Below are 17,216 nucleotides of genomic sequence, written 5' to 3'. Positions count from 1 at the left end.
TTCCACCGCACGATCCTAACTCGAACGAATCACGGAATACATTGGTATAAAGCTAAATAGCGGTAGCGACGATCCCTGATGGGGTACAGATGGACGAGCACGACCGGCTGATGGCAAACGAACAGGAACCGCGCAGGGGGAGCGCACTGGGGGTGAGTGTATTCGGGCTCGGCTACGTCGGGTGTGTGTCCGCGGCCTGCCTGGCCGCGCGCGGTAACGCGGTCATCGGGGTGGATGTGAACCCGCAGAAGACCGACTTCATCCGGCAGGGGCGCACCCCCGTGGTGGAGGAGCGGATCGGCGAGGTGATCGCCGAGGTGGTCGCCTCCGGGCGGCTGACGGTCACCGAGAAGGTCGCCGAAGCCGTTGTGGCGAGCGATATCTCGATCGTCTGCGTGGGCACGCCGTCCGCGCCGGGCGGTGCGCTGTCCACCGACTACCTGGAGCGGGTGAGCCGGGAGATCGGTGAGGCGCTGGCGGTCAAGGACGCCTGGCACGTGGTGGCCTATCGCAGCACCATGGTGCCCGGCACCTGTGCCGGAAAGCTCATTCCGATATTGGAGCAGGCGTCCGGCAAAAAGGCCGGGGTGGATTTCGGGGTGTGCGTGAACCCGGAATTCCTGCGCGAGGGCAGCAGCGTGCGCGATTTCGAGAATCCGCCCAAAACCGTTGTCGGCGAGACCGATGAGCGCACCGGCGCGGAAATGATGAGCCTGTACGACGAACTGCCCGGACCGCGCTTCCGGGTGCCCATTCCGGTCGCCGAGATGACGAAATACGTGGACAACAGTTTCCACGCGCTCAAGGTCACCTTCGGCAATGAGATCGGCGCGCTCTGCGCCGAACTCGGCCTCGACTCGCACGCGGTGATGGATATCTTCCTGGCCGACACCAAACTCAATATCAGCCCCGCCTATCTGCGGCCCGGGTTCGCCTTCGGCGGCTCCTGCCTGCCCAAGGATGTCCGGGCGCTCACCCATACCGCGCGCCAGCACGATCTGGAACTGCCGGTGCTGTCGAATGTGCTGGCCTCCAATGAGTCCCAGCTGCGGCGGGCGGTAGACCTGGTGATCGGGCTGGGCCGCCGCCGAGTCGGCATCTTCGGGCTCTCGTTCAAATCCGGCACCGACGATCTGCGCGAGAGCCCCATGGTGGAGTTCGCCGAACGGCTCCTCGGTAAGGGCTATGACGTGCGCATCTACGATGCCAATGTGGCGCTGTCCCGGCTGATGGGCGCGAACCGCGCCTTCATCGAGGAGCGGCTGCCGCATATCGGCGAACTGCTCACCGATGACATTGCAACGGTTCTCGCACACGGGGAGATATTCATCGCGGGCAGCGCCGATCCCGAGGTGGTCTCCGCCATCGACGGGCTCGGCCCCGAGCACACCGTCATCGATCTGGTGCGGTTGCCGGGGGCCGCACAGCGGCGGCAGCAGCCGGGATATCTGGGCATCGGGTGGTAGCGGTAAGGGGTACTTCATGGGGACTTCCGTTCCCGCGTTCAGCTTTCTGACAACGGCGTACAAGACCGAGGACTATCTGGGCGACACCATCGATTCGGTGGTGGCGCAGACGTTTTCGGACTGGGAACTGATCGTCGTCGACAATGGGATGTCCGATGAGATCGCCGCGATAGTCGAATCGCGCTCGAATGACGAGCGCATTCGGCTGGTGCGACAGGAGAACAAGGGTTATGACGGCGGTGTGATGGCCGCGTCTGAAATCGCGACCGGTCGGTACATTGTGGTGCTGGATAGCGACGATCAGATCATGCCCGCCTTCTGCGACACCATTTCCCGGGCTTTCGACGCCGACCCGCATATCGACGCCATCGGTTGCGACGCTTACCGTTTCGACGATTCCGGCGCGGATCTGCCCACCGGGTACTACCGGTCGACCAATGTGAAGCAGAAGCCGGATCCGGCCAGTCCGCTCACCCTGACCGATCTGCTCGGCGGGCTGGTGCCCTACTACACCGCCGCCATCCGCCGCGAGGCCTGGGAAGCGGTCGGCGGTTACGACCGCGGCGGTGAGGAACTGCACGAATCGGTCGCCATCTGGATTCGCATGGTCGGCAAGTACGACATTCGCGTACTGCCGCAACGCCTCGCGCGCTTCCGGCTGCGCGGGGACTCCATGACCCGTGATCCCGCCAAGGTCGAATCCTTCATGGCCGAGCTGGAACGCTCCTTCGCCTGGGCCGCCCCCAGCGATCCGAAGGAGAAGGCGGCACTGGACAAGACGCTGCGCACCTTCCGCTACTGGGTCTTGCTGCACCGGGCGCAACAGGCGCTGCTCGCGGGCCGGGATCAGGACGCGCGGACATCCGCGCGGGAAGCGTTCGGCCAGCGCCGCACGGTCCGCGCGGCGGCGATCATCGTGTCCGTCAATACGATTCCCGGCGTCCTGCGCCGGATCCACCCGCTCAAACAGCGCGTCACCGAGCGCGTCGCGCATACGGCAGGCCGGGTCGTCACCGCCGTCAAACGGTGACCGCCGAGGACGTGGGCGAACAGCCCGGGGCGGGTGGGCTGTTCGCCATCCTCAAGCGCGGTGCCGCGCTTTCGGCTGCGGGGGTCGCCTCGGTGCAGGTGATCGCGCTGGTGCAGACGCTGGTGCTCGCACATCTGTTGTCGCCCAGCGAAGTCGGCGTGTTCACCGCGGGAACGGTGCTGACCGGGTTCGTGGTGGTGTTCTCGCACAGTTCGCTGAGTCATGCGCTGATTCAGCGCCGGGATCAGCTGGCGGACGCGGCCGAGACGGTGTTCTGGGCGACGCTCGTCTCCGGCGCGGTGCTGGCGGGACTGCTACTGGCCACCGCCCCGGTGCTCTCACACATCTTCGGGAACTCGCAGGTCGGTCGGGTGGCCGCGATCTCCTCCGGGACCGTGCTGTTCACCTCGCTGCTGGCGGTGCCGGATGCGCTGATGCAGCGCGATTTCCAGTTCAAGCGGCGGGTGATCGTCGATCCGCTCAATGCCGCCACGTTCGCCATCGTCGCGATCGGGTTGGCGGCGGCCGGATTCGGGGTCTGGGCGCTGGTCACCGGGTACTACGTCTCGGTCGCGGTATCGGTGATCGCCGCGTGGTGGCTGTCGGGCTGGCGGCCCGGGCGTGGGCGCTTCCGGGTCGGATTGTGGCGGGAGCTGGCGGTTTTCGCGTTTCCGCTGCTGCTGGAGAGCGTGGTGGAACGGGCCATCGAGGCGGGTGAGGTGGTGCTGGTCGGGCATCGGCTGCACACCTCGGCGCTCGGCAACTATCGCAATGGGCGGCGACTGGCGTTCCTGCCGGTGATGGCCATCATCCAAATCTGTTCGTACGTCTTGTTTCCGGCCTTCGCGCGGATCGCGGGGGAGCGGGAGCGCTTCCGGCGCGGCTTCCTCACCGCGCTCGGCTGGATGTGGCTGGCGGTGATTCCGGCATCCGCGCTGCTCGCCGCGCTCGGTGAGCCTGCGGTGACGCTGTTGCTCGGTGCGCAGTGGCGCGGTGCGGGGCAACTGGTCGAGGCCATGTGCGGGGTGGGGGCGGGCTATGCGCTCATGTCGGTGTGCGCCGAGGCGCTGAAGGGCGCGGGGCGACCGCAGCTGATCAACTGGATGACCGGCGTCGGAGCGGTGTCGGCGATACCCCTGATACTGCTGCTGCTACCGCACGGATTGACCGGAGTCGGTGTGGCACTGTCGATTTCGGCGCTGGCCACCGGACTCACCGGTCTGATCTTGGCGGGTAAGGTGGTCGGGGTGTCCCGTGGCGAACTCCTGCGCTGCCTCGTACCCACCCTGCTCGCCGGGGTGATCGCCGCGGTCGCGACCGGGCTGCTCGAACATCAGGTGGTGCACGCGGGTGCGCGCGGGGTGGCCCCCGGGCTCGCCCTGATCGTGCTGGAAACGCTCGGCTTCGTCGGCATATTCGTTCTCGTACTCCAGGCGATCTCACCCTCGACCCTGCGGCCGCTATGGTCGGCCGCGCGGCGCGGATGACCGAGCGGGTACGGGAGCGGCGCACCCGCCGGCGGCTGTACGCGGCCGCCGCGGTACTCGCGCTGATCGCGGCCCTCGTCGGCGCGGGCTATCCCGTCTACGTGCGCCCCCAGGTCGATGCGCTGCGCCATGCCGATGCCATCCTGGTGCTCGGCGGCGAGGGCGTCGACCGCTACGCCTACGGCCTGGACCTGGCTCGCCAGGGTTACGCCTCGACCGTGCTGTTCTCCAATCCCTATGGGGAGGACACCGATATCGACGAGGTGCGCGAACCCTGCCACACCCCGCAGCAGGGCTTCACCCTGCTCTGCTTCGCGCCCGATCCGCCCACCACTCTCGGCGAGGGACGGCAATTGCGCACCCTGGCGAACGCGCGCGGCTGGCATACCGTCATCGTCGTCACCATGCGCCCGCATCTGTCCCGGGCGCGATACATCCTGGAGCAGTGCTTCACCGGCGCGCTGATCATGGAGCCCAGCCCGGTGGATATCTCACCGTGGTACTGGGCCTGGTCGTACGCGTACCAGAGCGCGGGCTACGTGCGGGCCTTCATCGATCCCGGGTGCTGAGCTCGGCCGCACCGTCGCGCCCGGTATCGATCACCAGCTCGCGTGCCGTTTCGCCGCTCTCCCAGTGCGCCCGGATCTCGGTGCCCGCGTGGGTGATCCGCAGTCCCCGGCTCGGCTCCGGATCGAGGGTGAGCACCGTGATGATCGCGAACGGCGTCAGCCCCGTGCAATGCGCGCCGATGAGCCAGGACGGCTCCCGAGATTCGAGCAGTTCGGACCACCAGCCCAGATCGGTGCCCTCATCCCCGTGCACCTGTTCGGTGCCCACCGGCACGGTCGCGGCATAGGCCAGCGTCAGCACCGGCTCACCGCCGCGCGACAGCAGATGACCGTACTCGGCCGGTGCGGCGGTGAGCGCGGGATGCAGGGGCCACGACACCCGCGCCGCGTGAATTCCGGTGCCGGACAGCAGATCCACCACGACCACCTCGCGCGCCCCCGGCGGCGCGAGCAGCCAGCGGCGATGCGTGATCGGCTCCTCCAGCCGCAGGTAGCCGTCGTGTTCGGCATCCACCACGCCGCGCTCGAGATCCACCGCGCGGACCCGCACCCGGGCGTGCTCGCTCCACATGAACGGCCCGCCCATCACGGACTGATCCAGATCGTCGACGGTGACCGTCGCGTGCGCGCGCGTACCCCGATGCACCGTGCGCCGGGCCGGATGCCCGTAGTAGCTGGCGGTGCCGGGATCGCCGATGACGTCCGCGCCGTCCAGCGCCACCGTCACCGACAGGGCGTCGGCATGACCGTGCGCGGCGATCGAAAGATAGCCCAGCGCACCGATATCCATCAGCACGCGGCGACGACCCGACCGCAGCACGACCAGACCGCCGTCGGGTGCGTAACCGTCGGCGGCCGGTTCCGGCGCGGCCACGGCGGCCGAACCGAGCGCATCGCGGAACCAGGCGGCGGCGATCGTCGGCGTGCCCGCCCGGGTCGCCGCCGACTCGGGCACGACCGCATCGGCGATGCCGAGATGGTCCCGCACCGTGCGATAGTGCTCGGGCCCCAGCCGCAGCGCGAAACCGCCGTCGTCATCGCCGTACCGCGGCTGCGGATCGCTATCGCCAACCAGCAACGCGAGGAAGCGTGAGCTGCGGGCGATAGCCGCACCGAGCCGTTGCGGCGGTTCGTATTTCAGCGCCAGCAGCGTGTACACCAGCGCCAGCAGTTCCACCGTGAACAGTTGATAGGCGATGGCCTGCTCCGCGCCCGCGCCATCGGGGAGCAGCTGCCGATCGGCGTGCTCGGTCAGCAGGGCCAGCGCATCGCGCTGCCAGGTCGCGGCGGCGGGCAGTTCCGGAAACAGGATGGCCACCACCGCGAGTCCGGTCAGCTCACCGATCAGATGGTTATTGGCCGAGCTGTACAGCGAACGCTCCACCCAGCAGCGCCGCGCGCTCTCACCGAGCATGGTGAGATACGCGCCGTAGCGCTCGGGCGTCAGACCCGGTGCGTCGCGCACGCCCTGGAGCGCGAAACCCACCGATATCGCGCGGATTCCGCATTCGAACGCCCCGCGCCAGGCGATACCCGCACCCGGCGGCTGCTGTTCGATCCAGCTGTCCAGATGCTCGAACACCGCGTCGGCGAAGCGTTCCTCACCGGTGAACAGCCACGCCTGCGCCAGCAGCGGCAGATGCTGGAGCCGGTTCAGCTCCCAGATCCATTTCGGATCGCCATCGGCGGTGCGATGGTCGATGCGCTCGGAACTCACACTGGGCCAGCGGGTTTCCGAGAGCGGATCCCGATTCCAGTCGATGATCGGCCCGAGCCCGGCGGGCGGATACCCGAAGAACGCCAGTTTGCCGGTCAGCACCCGTTCGGCCGCCGCGATCACCGCCGCGGCCGCCTCGGGCTGCTCATCGGCGATACGGGCGGCACGGGCTTGATCGAGCAGTACGGGCCGCCCGGCATTGGCGCGCAGGTCGCGCAGCAGCGCGTCCCACTCCGGCCGGGTGCGCCCGAACAGTGCGTCGGCGGTGGCGTCCCAGCTCACCGGCCTGGCGGCCAGGCGCTGGCGCAATCTGCCCGCGCGCCACAGCATTTCCTGCGCGTCCATGGCGCGCAGTCGATGGACATACCAGGTCAGCCGGCTCACGATCGCCCCTTCCGACCGGGCGTCCGCCGCGCCCCGCTGTGTCGACAACGCACTGGACGATACCGCGAGAATCGGTTGTGGACCCGGCGAGTTGTGCGGGAGGATCTGTCCGTGATCGATTCCAAGGAGAGCCTACGGCGTTATCTCGCAGCGGATTTGGCCGGACATCAGCTCACCCGCTGGCGACCGCATCATCGGCTCACCTATCGGCCGCTGTACTTCCAGCGGCTGCTGCGCAAATCCGAGTACTGGTACAACGTCCGCACCGATCCGATCGGCCGCGTGGTGTTCGCCTGGTATGCGCTGCGCACCAAACTGCTCGGTGAACGACTCGGATTCACCGTGCCGCGCAATGTCTTCGGGCCCGGACTCTCGATCGCGCACGCCGGAACACTGGTGGTCAACCCGGAAGCCCGGGTCGGCGCACGGTGCCGGATTCATCAGGGTGTATCGCTGGCCAGCGGTGCGCCGGGAAGTTACCCTGTCATCGGCGACGACGTATTCATAGGTCCGAATGCGGTGATAATCGGCGTCACGGTCGGGGACCGTGTAGAGGTGCGCCCAGGCGCTGTTGTCATCAAGGACGTTCCCGCCGATGTACATGTTGCCGGAGTACCGGCGAAAATCATCCACGACTTCCGCGTGCGCACCGCCGCGCCGTCGGAGTCGGCTGCGAATGTTGCGAAACCATAACGCCTCCAAGAGGATTCGTAGATCCACCCCCTCGGCTTCGGCGCGACTAGGCTGGCGACACAGGCTCGGTCACGATGTGCGTGACGGGTGCGGGCAAAGGGGGAATCGATGTGCGGAATAGTCGGTGTGCGCCGATTCGACGGGGGACCGGTCAGCAAGGAATTGCTCACCGATATGAGTGCGGCGCTGCACCACCGCGGACCCGATGATCACGGCCTCTGGTGTGACGGGCCGGTCGGTTTCGCGCATACCCGGCTATCGATCATCGATCTGTCCGCCTCCGCGCAACCCATGACCGGTGTCACCGGCACCACCCACCTCACCTTCAACGGCGAGATCCTCAACTATCGCGAACTGCGTCGGGACCTGGACTACCCGTTCACCACGCGCGGTGACACCGAGGTGCTGCTGGCCATCTACGAGCGGTACGGGGCCGCCGGGGTGAGCCGCCTGCGCGGCCAATTCGCCTATGCCATCCACGATTCCGCGACCGGTGAGACGCATCTGTTCCGCGATCGGCTCGGCATCCTGCCGCTGTACTACTACGCCACCGATACCGTCTTCGCCTTCGCCTCGGAGATCAAGGCGCTCTACCCGCTCATCGAAGCACCGCGGGTGGACACCGTCAGCCTGCACGATTTCCTGGCGCATCGATCGGTGCCCGCGCCGTACACCTTCATCGAAGGGGTGCGCAAAGTTCCGCAGGGCCATCACCTGGTGGTGCGCGCCGACGGGACCATCCGGATCGAGGCGTACTGGAAGCTGCCGGATCCGTCCGAGGAACTCGACGTCAGCCCGGCCGCGGCCGTCGACCTGCTCGATCAGGCGCTGCGGGAGTCGGTGCGCGATGCCCTGACCGCGGATGTGCCGGTGGGCGCGTACCTTTCGGGCGGCGTCGACAGCAGTCTCATCTGCGCCCTGGTGGCGCGGGAGCGCGGGGGAGCGGGACTGCACACCTTCTCCGCCGGATTCGGCGACTCCCGGGTCGACGAAACCCATTGGGCGCGTAAGGCGGCGCTCATCGTCGGCAGCGACCACCACGAAACCACCATCACCGCGAGCCACTTCCAGGACGAATGGGCGCGGCTGAGCTGGCACCGGGACTCACCGCTGTCCGAACCCGCCGATGTGGCGGTGTACCGGCTGGCGCAATTGGCCAGGGAACACGTGAAGGTGGTGCTGTCCGGGGAGGGCAGCGATGAATTGTTCGGCGGCTACCCGAAATATCAGTTCGCGCGGGCCACCCGGCTCGCCGGGATGATGCCGGGCGGCCCGCTGCGGCTGCTGGAACAGCGGCTCCCGGCCAGCCGGGCGCGTTTGACCGTTGCGCTGCGGGCACTTTCGGAGCCGACCTACGCCGAGCGCATGCGCGGCTGGTTCGCACCCTTCACCACTCGTGAACGGGACCGGTTGCTGGGCGGACCGGCCCAGCGCAGTGTGCTGGATCCCTATCTGGCCGGACGGGGAGATCCGCTGCGCCGCATGCTGCACGCCGATGTGCACACCTGGCTCGCGGACAATCTGCTCGAACGCGGTGACCGCATGTCCATGGCCGCCTCGCTCGAACTGCGCCCGCCCTTCCTGGATCACCGGGTCGCCGAACTGGCCTTCCGATTGCCGAGCGCCGTCAAGGTGCGGGGCGGCAGCTCCAAATGGATCGTGAAAGAGCTGGCACGCAAACACCTTCCGGTGGATCTGGTCGACCGGCCCAAGGTCGGGTTCAAGGTGCCGCTGGACGAATGGTTCCGCGGCCATCTGCGCGAAATGGCCTTCGACCTGCTGGACGGACCGTCATCGTTCGTCGGCGAGCATTTCGACCGCACCGCGGTGCGCCGCCTGCTGGAGGCGCACACCACGGGCGGACGCGATGAACAGCCGCGCATCTGGACGCTGCTCTCACTCGAGGTCTGGCATCGCGAGCTCCAGCGGCGGCTGGTCGGTTAGTACGCGCCGTCGCTGCGCGCCACCGCGAAGATGGTGCGCTTGATGATCATGAGATCCTGCACCATGGACCAGTTCTCGACATAGGACAGGTCCAGGCGCACGGCTTCCTCCCAGGACAGATCCGAGCGGCCCGAGACCTGCCAGAGCCCGGTCACGCCCGGTTTCACCAGCAGGCGGCGGCGGACCTTACCGTCATAGCGCTCGACCTCACTGCGCATGGGCGGGCGCGGGCCGACCACGCTCATCTCACCGCGGATCACATTGATGAACTGCGGCAACTCATCCAGGCTCAGGCGGCGCAGCACGCGCCCGATCGGGGTGACGCGGGGATCCTCGCGCATCTTGAACAGCAGTCCCGAGCCCTCGTTCTCGGCCTGGAGATTGTGCAGTTCCTTATCGGCGTCCTCGCACATGCTGCGGAACTTGATCATGCGGAACGGCTCGCCGTTCAAGCCGATCCGCTCGGATCTGTAGAAGACCGGACCCGGACTGGTGAATTTGACCATCAACGCGATGGCGATCATGACCGGTGACACCGCCAGCAGCGCGAGCGTGGCGAAGACGAAATCGAAGACCGCCTTGCCGAAGGATTTGGCGCGGTCGTACTGCGGCTTCTCGATATGCAGCAGTGGCAGATTCGCGACCGGGCGAATCGAGAGCCGCTGATCGGCCACATCCACCACGCCCGGGGTGACCACCAGATCGATGCCCAGCGGGGACAGCTTCCAGACCAGGTCGTTGATGCCGTGGGTGCCGAGCTCTTCGATGGCGGCGATGGCCACGGTATCGGCGGCGACCGCTTCGGCCGCGTCCAGCACCGAGGCCTCGGTCAGAATCGGCAGATCGGCATTGTCGACCGCCTCCACCGTCTCATCGGCGGCGTACGGGATGTACACGCCGGTCACCGAATAGCCAACGGCCGCATCGCGTTCGAAACAGCGCATGATCTCGCGGGCCGAATCCGGGCGGCCCACAACGAGAACCGAGGTGAGGTACTGCCCGGCGCGGCGGCGGCGGGCCGCGTACTTGCGCCAGAGCATGCGATTCAGGATCAGGCCGAGCAAACCGACCGGTAATGCGATGCCCAGATAGCCGCGCGCGAAATCCATCCGCAGCAGTAGCGAGACGATCGCTATCAGACCGAACAGGCGCATGGTGGCCGCGATGATGCGGCGGTATTCGTCCGGGCCGGTACCGATGACGGTGGTCGACCAGGCATTGCCAACCGCCAGGAATACCACCCAGGTCAGGGCCAGCAGCACCGAGATGACCGAATAGCCGATGCGCGCGTCACCCGCCCAGTCCAGCGGGGAATCGTAGTTGAGTCCGCCGAAGCGGATGAGCTGGGCCAGGGCGATCGACCCGCAGACCACCAGGGTGTCGGTAATGCGCAGCCGCCGGCCGTATTCGGCCTGCCAGTGCCGTTTGCCCGAAGGTCGCGGCGTAATGCGGTGCGTGGTGTCGCGGTCGAGCGTTTGTTCCCCGTCGAGCGAGAAGGCCATGCTGGAGCTCCATCATGCGGCACTTGAGCCTCGTGGCAATCCCCCCGATCGGACGCCCGAGCTGATACTACTGGTTTCGCTCGCCGCACGGCCAGCATTACGGGAACCGGATAGGTTGACACCCAACGGATTTCGCCCGGTGCGGCGGGGTGCCCGGAAATCAAGTGAAACCTATTTACTAATAGGTGTTCACAAACGGGGGTGTGGTGTGGTTCACTGCTCCGGAACGTGTTCCAAAGGAGGTACCCGTGTCCGCGCCGTCCATCCCCACCGGGTTCGACTTCACCGATCCCGACCTGCTCGCCAAGCGTCTTCCCGTCGAGGAGTTCGCCGAACTCCGCCGCACCACGCCCATCGCCTGGGTTCCCCAGGCGGGCAGTGGATTCAAAGACGACGGCTACTGGGCCGTCACCAAAATGGATGACATCAAGGAGATCTCGAAGACTCCGGAGGTGTACTCCTCCGAGGAGAACACCGCGGTCATCCGCTTCTACGACGACATCATGCGGGAGGAGATCGAGGTCCAGCGCTATCTGCTGCTGAACCAGGATCCGCCCCGGCACACCAAGCTGCGCCGCATCGTGTCCAAGGGCTTCACCCCGCGCGCGGTGGAATCGCTGCGCAACGCGCTGCGCGACCGCGCCGAGCGAATCGTGCACGAGGCCAAGAAGACCGGCTCCGGCGACTTCGTCACCCAGGTCGCCTGCGAGCTGCCGCTGCAGGCCATCGCCGAGCTCATCGGAATTCCGCAGGAGGATCGCGGGCGGATCTTCGACTGGACCAACCAGATGATCTCCTACGACGATCCCGACTTCGAGGGCGACCACAAGGTCGCCACCGCCGAGGTCATGGGCTACTCGTGGAATCTGGCCGAAGAGAAGCGCAAATGCCCGGTCGACCTCGACGGTCACGCCGACATCATGTCCACGCTGCTCAATGCCGACGTCGACGGTGAGGCGCTGGCCTCGGACGAATTCGCCTGGTTCGTCATCCTGCTGGCCGTCGCCGGCAACGAGACCACCCGCAATGCCATCACGCACGGTATGAAGGCGTTCGTCGACAATCCGGAGCAGTGGGAGATCTACCGCGAGCAGCGTCCGCGCACCGCTCCCGACGAGATCGTCCGCTGGGCCACCCCGGTCATCGCCTTCCAGCGCACGCTGCTGCAGGACACCGTGCTCTCGGGTGTGGAGATGAAGCAGGGCCAGCGCGTCGGAATGTTCTACTCGGCCGCCAACTTCGATGAAGAGGTCTTCGACAAGCCGTTCGAGTTCAACGTCCTCCGGAACCCGAATCCGCATGTAGGCTTCGGCGGCACCGGCACCCACTTCTGTGTGGGAGCCAACCTCGCCCGCCTGGAGATCGACCTCATGTTCAACGCCATCGCCGATGTGATGCCGAACCTGAGCCAGGTCTCGGACCCGGTCCGGCTGCGTTCGGGCTGGCTCAACGGCATCAAGAGCTGGCAGGTCAAGTACGAATGATCGGTCGTGCCCCGATCATTTGATATGGAGTGAGCATGAGTGAACCACGCCGACGCGGACGAGTGCCTGCGGTAAGTGACGCAGATATTCGCCGCGTCGCGCGGTCACTGCTGGTGGAGCAGGGACCGGACGCGATCACGCTGCGCGCCATCGCGCGCGAGCTGGGTATCACCGCGCCCGCGCTCTACCGGTACTACGAATCCCGCGACCAATTGGTCGCGGAGATCCGCACCGATGTCTGCAACGATCTCGCGCAGGCGCTCTCGGCCGCGACGGACGGGCTGCCCGATGACGCGGGCCTGCGCTTCTTCGCGGTCTGCCGCGGCTTCCGGCAGTGGGCGCTGGACCACTCCCGCGAATTCACCCTGGTCTTCGCCTCACCCAGCGCCGCCGAATCCGGCAGCACCATGCAGCAGTTCGGCGAACCCGTCGGCCGCCTCTTCCTGGAGGCCGCCGGCCGCCTGCTCACCGAATTCGACGTGGTCACACCGCCTTTGGAATTCATCCCCGATGACCTTCGCGATGACCTCGTCGCCTTCCAGACCGAACTGCTCGGCGTCCTGGCCGGTTCCGGCCAGAAGTTCCCCGCCGAGAAACTCGACCTCGGGGTCAGCTACGTGATGATCCAGTTCTGGGCGCGCCTGTACGGCCACGTCACCCTCGAGGTCTTCGGTAACTATCCGATCCCCATCACCCATCCGGACGTGCTGTTCGACGCCACGCTCGCCGATATCGGCCGCAGCATCGGCGTGGTGGGCTGAGGTCAGCGCACCGCCAGGGCGATCAGCTGGGTGAGCTGCTTATCGCTGAAGTTGTTGTCGCTCACCAGAATCAGCGTGCGCTCGCCCGAGGGCAGGCGCGGGCCCCAGGTCATGCCCTCGATATTGTCGACCGCGGACAGGCCCACCTCGTCCAGGTCCACCAGCAGGCGTTTGGACGCCGGGCGCGCACCGGTGAGCGGAGCGTTCAGCACATTGGTGGCCCCGCCCAGATCCGCCTCGTAGATGCGAATCCTATTGCCGACCCCGTTCGCGAAAGAGCGTTCCAGCACCAGGAATTTCGCCGGGTCGACCGGATCTGCGGCCAGGATCGAGGCCACCCCGTTCATGCTCTGGCCCGGCTCCGGCCGGGATTCGGCGAAGGGTGGCTCCAGCTGATAGGCGTACTGCGCCAGGATCTGGCCGAACCGCGTCCCCACGGTGATGCGGGTCTGCCGGGCGGCCGGATCATCCTGTACCAGTGGGCCTTCCATCGCCGTCACGAACAGGGAACCGGCAGCGGCGAAGCTCGCGCCCTCCAGAGCCAGATTGCGCTGCGGGCCGGAATCGGGCCGCATGCGTTCGTTCTCCGGAATCGGCATATCCGCCACGAAAGCGCCGTCCGGGCGGGCCACCCGCACCGACGGATCCTGCAGGGTCGCGTCGACGCGCTCGCCCTCCTGCGTCCACCAGTAGTCCCCGGACCACGGATCGACCCGAATCTCCTCGGGATCAACCGATTTGGGAGTGTAGGGCGAACCGGTGGCGGTCAGCAGGGGCCGCGTCCCGGTGAATGTCACCGGACCGATTCCGGTCGCGCCCACATCGAATCGTGCGGTGTAGAACCGGGCCGGATTCACATCCGAGCGGTCATCGCTGATCAGGACGTACTCACCGGTCGCCGCGCGATAGTCGATTCCGGACAGGCCGCCGACCGTGGTGCCGTCGAAGGTCAGACCAAACGGCACGATCTGCTGACCCAGCAACCGAATCGGCGCGTCGGTCGGTTGTCCGGTCTCGGCGGCGGCTGTACCTGGAATGAGGGTGAGGGCACCGCAGAGCGCGGCCAGTAGGCGGAGATTCGACACGATGCCCAACCCTATAGCCGCCGGGGTCCGCTCGCGCGATGCCGCATCCTCAGTGCCGGGCGGCCGCCAGATCCGGGGCGGTGATCAGGCGCGGATCGTCCTCCAGCACCGGTTCGCCGAGACCGACTTTGCGTTGCAGGCGCTGCATCCACTTCGGGGCCCACCAGACGCTGTCGCCCAACAGTTTCATGGTGGCCGGGACCAGGAACATGCGCAGCACCGTCGCGTCGATGAACAGGGCCGCGATCATGCCGTACGCGATGTACTGCATGAGAACGAGATCCGAGAACGCGAACGCGCCGGTGACCACCAGCAGGATCAGGGCGGCGGCGGTGATGATGCCGCCGGTTTGGGCGGTGCCCTTGACGATCGATTCCTCGGTGGTCGCGCCGCGTGAACGCGCTTCGACCATGCGGGAGACCAGGAATACCTCGTAGTCGGTGGACAGGCCGTAGACGATGGCGATGATCAAGACCAGCATGTTGGCCTGGCCGGGTTGCGGGGTGAAGTTCAGCAGGCTCGCGCCGTGGCCGTCCACGAAAATCCACGTCACGATGCCCAGGGTGGAGCCGAGGCCGAGGCCGCTCATGAGCGCGGCCTTGATCGGCAACACCAGGGAGCCGAAGGTCAGGAACATGAGCAGGGTGGTGGTCAGCAGGACCAGGGCGATCATCCAGGGCATGCGCGCCAGCAGGGCGTCGATACTGTCCTTCTGTAGTGCGGGTACGCCTCCGACGAGCACCCGCATCCCGTCCGGGAGTTCCATATGCCGTAGATATTCGATGGTCTGCCCGGCGTCGTTGATATCGGCGACCGGAGCCTTGGTGCGAAAGATATCCGGATGCGAGGCCGAGCGAGTGGGAATGTCGAACGGTGCCACCAGGCCCGGGGCCTTATTCGCCAGATCCCAGACCGGGCCCACCGCAGCCGAATTGGCCGAGTCGAACACCAGCTCGATCGGATCGGATTTGCGTACCGGGAAGTAGTGGTCGATCTGCTCCTGCGCCACACGGGTCGGATTGTCCGGCGGCAGATACTTTTCGCTGAAGCCGCCGAAGACCAGATTGCGCATCGGCAGGATCAATAGGAACAGGCCGATGAGCAGCGGTGCGGCGACCACGCGCGGATGCTTCACGACCCAGCGGGTGGTGCGCGTCCAGAATCCGCTCTCCCGTGTGGCTTTGGACTTGGTGCGTCGGAACCGCTCCAGCCCGAAAGCGTCCACGCGCGGACCCAGAATCGCCAGCAGCGCCGGCAATACCGTGAGCGCGGTCAGTGCCGCGATGCTCACCGTCGCGATCGCGCCGTACGCGATGGATTTCAGGAAGCCCTGCGGAAACAGCAGCAGCCCACCGAGACTCGCCACAATCATGGTCGCGGAGAACACCACCGTGCGCCCGGCCGTCATCACCGAACGCCGCACCGCCGAACGGGTGTCGTACCCGGCGGCGAGCTCCTCCCGGAACCGGCTCACGATGAACAACCCGTAATCGATCGCCAGCCCCAGCCCGATCATCGAAACCACCGGGGAAACAAAGGTATTCACCTCGGTGAAGTTGGTGATGAACCGCACCACGCCGAACGCGCCGAAAATGGTGAGCAGTCCGATGGCCAGCGGCAGTGCCGCCGCTACCACACCGCCGAATATGAAGAACAGCAGCAGTCCGACCAGCGGAATCGCCAGCAGCTCCATGCGGTGGATATCGTCGGCCACCGTATCGCTCAGCGTCACCGCTACCGGTTGCAATCCGCCTACCTGGACGTCATAACCCGGAATGCCGAAGTCGTTCTTGACCGCTCGATAGCTTTGCAGCAGCTCGGTATCGTTGGTGCCGCGCAAAGCGATCGCTGCCAGCGCCCGCGTGTGATCCTTGGTCGCCAGAGCTGGTGTGACACCGCCGGTTTCGGTCGGCCAGTAACTGCCACGGATACTCGTGATCTGATCCGGATGATCTATCGGCAAGCTTCTCAGATGATCGACGACCACCTGCTTGAAGTCCGGATCATCGACGGTCTTGCCCTCCGGCGCGGTGAACAGCAGCACCACGTCGACATCGTGATTCTGCTCGAACGCCGACCCCGCCAACACCGCGGCCTCGGTCGACTCCGACCCCGAATCGAACATGCCCCCCGAACTCAGATGATCATCGAGCCCTTGCCCGTAACCTCCCAAAGCAAGCAGCGCCGCTGCCACAATCCCGATGACAGCAAACCGCAAGCGGCAGGCCAGATCACCCCATCGCGCGAACAGGTTCATACGTCACGGTAACAAGCAAGATCGTCCCCGGCACCCACCCCACCCGCTGTTAACCTGCCCCGCAACGCATTACCCGCTCCCACCACCTGTTATTCACCCCCGCCCGGCAATGTGTGTTTACCTGATCCGGTGTCCGAGCTACTCGACGACCCAGCGCTGGAACGATCCTCGGTGGTCGCCAACAATTCGATGAATCGCACCCGCGGCCTGGCAGGCGTCAACAGCTACGAACGAGACCTCGGCTTCGACCCGTTCCAGTTCCTGTCCGAAACCGTTAGCGCCCAGCCGGATACGACCGTCACCTGGATCGACCTGTGCTGCGGATCGGGCCGGGCGCTACTGGAGGCCGAACAGCGCTTCACCCGCGACCTCCCCGACGCCGATATCGCCCTCCTGGGCGTCGACCTGATCGACTACTTCCAGACCCGGCCGCACACCGACCGCCTGCGCCTGATCACCGCCAGCGCCCATGACTGGCACCCCGATCACCCCGCCGACCTGGTCACCTGCGTGCACGGCCTGCACTACGTCGGCGACAAACTCGCACTCCTGTCCGCCATGGCGAGCTGGCTCACCCCCACCGGCCGCCTCACCGCACACTTCGACCCACACTCCATCCGAAACCCCGACGGTTCCTCGGCCGCCCGAAAGGTACTGGCGCACTTACGCGAAGCGGGCCTGGACTACGACCGCCGCCACCACCGGGTCACTGCCCGAGGTCCGCGCTCGCTGACCTTCCCCGCCACCTACCTGGGCGCGGACGACACTTCCGGCCCCGGCTACACCGGCCAGCCTGCGGTCACCTCCCATTACGATTGGTAGCCTGCCGCTGCGGTG

At 66.4% G+C, this 17,216-nt stretch carries 13 protein-coding genes; 9 read left to right on the top strand and 4 right to left on the bottom strand.

What is annotated here, in order from left to right; genetic code table 11:
• Nucleotides 1–152 precede the first annotated feature (152 nt).
• Genes ACFC4D_RS02645 through ACFC4D_RS02630 form a run of 4 tightly spaced genes read left to right on the top strand, consistent with a single transcriptional unit; the run spans nucleotide 153 to nucleotide 4,552 of the window.
• Nucleotides 153–1,466 carry a nucleotide sugar dehydrogenase gene (locus ACFC4D_RS02645; RefSeq protein WP_376061375.1) on the top strand — a complete coding sequence of 438 codons (1,314 nt, stop codon included), beginning with the start codon at nucleotides 153–155 and terminating at the stop codon, nucleotides 1,464–1,466.
• Between the two features lie 16 nt (nucleotides 1,467–1,482).
• A complete protein-coding gene (locus ACFC4D_RS02640) occupies nucleotides 1,483–2,496 on the top strand; it encodes a glycosyltransferase family 2 protein (protein ID WP_376061374.1) in 1,014 nt (337 codons plus the stop codon).
• Nucleotides 2,493–3,983 (top strand): lipopolysaccharide biosynthesis protein, encoded by a 1,491-nt coding sequence (locus ACFC4D_RS02635; protein WP_376061372.1) that lies wholly within the window; start codon nucleotides 2,493–2,495, stop codon nucleotides 3,981–3,983. Before ACFC4D_RS02640 ends, ACFC4D_RS02635 begins: the two co-directional genes overlap by 4 nt.
• A complete protein-coding gene (locus tag ACFC4D_RS02630; protein ID WP_376061371.1) occupies nucleotides 3,980–4,552 on the top strand; it encodes a YdcF family protein in 573 nt (190 codons plus the stop codon). The genes ACFC4D_RS02635 and ACFC4D_RS02630 overlap by 4 nt, the downstream gene beginning before the upstream one ends.
• Here the strand turns inward: ACFC4D_RS02630 and ACFC4D_RS02625 are convergent.
• On the bottom strand, nucleotides 4,533–6,653 hold the full coding sequence (locus tag ACFC4D_RS02625) for an alginate lyase family protein (RefSeq protein WP_376061369.1): 2,121 nt from the start codon (nucleotides 6,651–6,653) through the stop codon (nucleotides 4,533–4,535). The genes ACFC4D_RS02630 and ACFC4D_RS02625 overlap by 20 nt on opposite strands.
• Before the next feature lie 111 nt (nucleotides 6,654–6,764).
• Here ACFC4D_RS02625 and ACFC4D_RS02620 point away from each other — a divergent pair, with 111 nt between their 5' ends.
• Together ACFC4D_RS02620 and asnB are read left to right on the top strand one after the other, a co-directional pair.
• Nucleotides 6,765–7,346 carry a serine acetyltransferase gene (locus tag ACFC4D_RS02620; RefSeq protein WP_375967103.1) on the top strand — a complete coding sequence of 194 codons (582 nt, stop codon included), beginning with the start codon at nucleotides 6,765–6,767 and terminating at the stop codon, nucleotides 7,344–7,346.
• Nucleotides 7,347–7,454: 108 nt separating this feature from the next.
• Complete coding sequence (gene asnB, locus ACFC4D_RS02615; RefSeq protein WP_376061368.1) at nucleotides 7,455–9,290, top strand: asparagine synthase (glutamine-hydrolyzing); 1,836 nt, start codon at nucleotides 7,455–7,457, stop codon at nucleotides 9,288–9,290.
• Here the strand turns inward: asnB and ACFC4D_RS02610 are convergent.
• Nucleotides 9,287–10,792, bottom strand: a complete 1,506-nt coding sequence (locus ACFC4D_RS02610) for a sugar transferase (protein ID WP_376061366.1) — start codon at nucleotides 10,790–10,792, stop codon at nucleotides 9,287–9,289. The two genes, asnB and ACFC4D_RS02610, sit on opposite strands and share 4 nt — an antisense overlap.
• A 248-nt stretch (nucleotides 10,793–11,040) precedes the next feature.
• On the opposite strand from ACFC4D_RS02610, the gene ACFC4D_RS02605 reads away from it, so the two are divergent.
• Together ACFC4D_RS02605 and ACFC4D_RS02600 are read left to right on the top strand one after the other, a co-directional pair.
• On the top strand, nucleotides 11,041–12,276 hold the full coding sequence (locus ACFC4D_RS02605) for a cytochrome P450 (protein WP_375967108.1): 1,236 nt from the start codon (nucleotides 11,041–11,043) through the stop codon (nucleotides 12,274–12,276).
• Nucleotides 12,277–12,311: 35 nt separating this feature from the next.
• Nucleotides 12,312–13,037 carry a TetR/AcrR family transcriptional regulator gene (locus ACFC4D_RS02600; RefSeq protein WP_364633634.1) on the top strand — a complete coding sequence of 242 codons (726 nt, stop codon included), beginning with the start codon at nucleotides 12,312–12,314 and terminating at the stop codon, nucleotides 13,035–13,037.
• 2 nt (nucleotides 13,038–13,039) lie between these two features.
• On the opposite strand, the gene ACFC4D_RS02595 is transcribed toward ACFC4D_RS02600, so the two are convergent.
• Together ACFC4D_RS02595 and ACFC4D_RS02590 are read right to left on the bottom strand one after the other, a co-directional pair.
• Nucleotides 13,040–14,122, bottom strand: coding sequence for an esterase-like activity of phytase family protein (locus ACFC4D_RS02595; RefSeq protein WP_376061364.1), 1,083 nt, complete (start codon nucleotides 14,120–14,122; stop codon nucleotides 13,040–13,042).
• Between the two features lie 49 nt (nucleotides 14,123–14,171).
• A complete protein-coding gene (locus tag ACFC4D_RS02590) occupies nucleotides 14,172–16,373 on the bottom strand; it encodes an MMPL family transporter (protein WP_376061889.1) in 2,202 nt (733 codons plus the stop codon).
• Nucleotides 16,374–16,508: 135 nt separating this feature from the next.
• Here ACFC4D_RS02590 and ACFC4D_RS02585 point away from each other — a divergent pair, with 135 nt between their 5' ends.
• The gene (locus ACFC4D_RS02585; protein WP_376061363.1) at nucleotides 16,509–17,201 is read left to right on the top strand and encodes a class I SAM-dependent methyltransferase; all 693 of its coding nucleotides are present in this window, start codon (nucleotides 16,509–16,511) and stop codon (nucleotides 17,199–17,201) included.
• The last annotated feature ends 15 nt before the right edge of the window (nucleotides 17,202–17,216 follow it).

This window comes from Nocardia sp. NPDC056000 (assembly GCF_042269265.1).
GTDB lineage: Bacteria > Actinomycetota > Actinomycetes > Mycobacteriales > Mycobacteriaceae > Nocardia.
This window is presented reverse-complemented; position numbering and strand designations above follow the sequence as displayed.